The organism is Rhizorhapis sp. (assembly GCF_035276005.1).
Taxonomy (GTDB): Bacteria; Pseudomonadota; Alphaproteobacteria; order Sphingomonadales; family Sphingomonadaceae; genus Rhizorhapis.
The window spans coordinates 1-2227 of record NZ_DATEMB010000038.1 but is presented as its reverse complement, the minus strand read 5'-3'; the positions used below and the strand labels follow the sequence as shown (position 1 = coordinate 2227).

Sequence of the window (2227 nt, the reverse complement as noted above, 5' to 3'; positions counted from 1 at the left end):
TTACCAATTCGCTGCTGGATCTTCTTGGAATGAGTCTTGAATGCGGTTTTTCGGCCGCGCCACCGCGGGCGCGCGGCAGTCAATCGACGCTGCGCCGCATCCAGCAATACATCGAAGACCATCTGGATGACGAAGATCTCTCACTGGAATCGATCGCGGCCAATCTGGCTTTAAGCACTCGGTACGTAAACAAACTGTTTGAACGCGAAGGCGTGTCCCCCGCGCGCTGGATACGAATGAGGCGCCTCGAGCGGTGCCGGGCCGATCTTGAGGATCCGGAAAAGTGCGATTACTCGGTCAGCGGAATTGCATTGAGCCACGGATTCGGAAACATCAGCAGCTTCAATCGCGCCTTTAAAACAAGATTTAAGGTTGCTCCGTCCGCTTTACGAAACAAATGATGGGTGGTCGACGTCTTTCGGTTCACATCGACGTCGCCAAAGGCTCAATAAAATAACCAGATTTGGTCGAATGCGGTACGGTGGTTAGGCTTTCCACTTAGGATCGCGCGATGATGCCAAAGCTAACCTCTGTTATTCACCAGACGGAGGCTGAAGGGTTGGCGAGAGTAGCGCAAGGCTCTGTTCTGAAATAGGAAATTGGGTGTCGAAGCCATTCCTTGCACAGGACAGAAAATGCCGCCGGCCACCCCCGCCGAGAACATCGATAGCGCTCCTCTGATTTCGTTTCCAGCGATCCATCGCAAGAAGGTCACGGCTGCCTTCGACGGCGGTCGATTGACCTCGGATGGCGGGGTTCTGCTGCTGGCTCCAGCCGAGCGCGCGATGGGGATCTGCAGGCAGCTTGCCGCCTGCATCGCCGATCGGCGTGATCCCTCTCGGGTGATCCACAAGCTGGATGATATTATTCGGGCGCGGGTCCTGGCGATTGCCTGCGGCTACGAGGATGCCGATGATCTCGACACCCTGCGCGACGATCCGGGCTTTCGCCTGGCGCTGGGCAAGCTGCCCGGTTCAGGCGCCGGCCTGGCAAGCCAACCCACCATGAGCCGGTGGGAAAATGCGCCGAGCACACGCGAGTTGGCGCGGATGATAGTCGCGATGGTCGGCATCTACTGCGCCAGCTACCCCGAACCGCCTAAGGCGGTGACGCTGGATATCGATGACACCTGCGATGTCGTACATGGCTATCAGCAGCTGTCCTTCTGGAACGGTCATCATGGCGAGCGGTGTTTCCTGCCGATCCACGTCTATGACACGGCAACGGGGCGACCCGTTGCCATGCTGCTGCGTACCGGCAAGACGCCCTCAGGTGCCGAGGCTGCGGGACACATCCGCCGCCTTGCGCGGCATATCCGTCGGCACTGGCCCGCAACGCACATCACCATCCGCGGCGACGGGCATTATGGGCGGCCAGAGGTCATGGCCTTTTGCGAGGCGCAGGGCATCGACTATGTCTTTGGCCTGCCCACCAACGCTGCCCTGCGCGCCAATCCCGACATTATCGCTGCCGCCGATGCCTGCGCCGTCAAGCGTGCCGAACAAGACCGGGTGGTCCTGCGCTGCTATGCCGAAACGCGCTATGGGGCAAAAAGCTGGAAGTGCCAGCGCCGTGTCGTCGCCCGGATCGAAGCCAGCACGCTCGGCATGGACATCCGCTATGTCGTCACGTCCCTGACAGAAAGCTCAGCGGAGCACATCTACGACACGCTCTACTGCGCCCGAGGTCAGGCCGAGAATCTGATCAAACAGCATAAAACTCAGCTCAGCAGCGATCGCACCTCGTGCCGGTCGGCCAACGCCAATCAGATGCGGTTGATCCTCCATACTGCGGCATACTGGCTCATGTGGCGCATCCAGCAGGCCATCCCCAAGTCGGCAGCGCTCGCCAAGGCGGAGTTCGCGACCCTGCGCCTGCGGCTGCTCAAGGTTGCCGCCCGTGTCATCGAGAGTGCTTCGCGCATCAGGGTCGCCTTCGCTTCAGCCTGTCCCGATGCCGCCTTGTTCCGCGCCATCGCCACCGGGCTCAAGGCCGCCCCGACATAGCCAGTGTAGCCGTGCCGCTGAACCCCAAAGCCCCGTCCTTCAACCCAAAAGCCTATCAAACACTCGCGGTGAAACAGACGCAGCAGGATCGCTCGTCCTGATCGTCAAGCCGCTGAACCGAAAGGCCGAAGAACGCTGGAAACACCAGCGTCATGAATAGGCCGGGCTAACCTGCAGTCTCACGAATGACAGCTTTCAAGGTCGCCCTCCTTCCTTCGGAA

At 60.2% G+C, this 2227-nt stretch carries 2 protein-coding genes; both read left to right on the top strand.

Features of this window, described 5'->3' with window-relative positions; all coding sequences use genetic code 11:
* Nucleotides 1-401 (top strand): helix-turn-helix domain-containing protein (locus VJS46_RS09265; protein WP_324059745.1); only part of this gene is annotated, 401 nt, incomplete at its 5' end.
* 234 nt (nt 402-635) lie between these two features.
* A complete protein-coding gene (locus VJS46_RS09260) occupies nt 636-2006 on the top strand; it encodes an IS1380 family transposase (protein ID WP_324059744.1) in 1371 nt (456 codons plus the stop codon).
* Nucleotides 2007-2227: the final 221 nt, after the last annotated feature.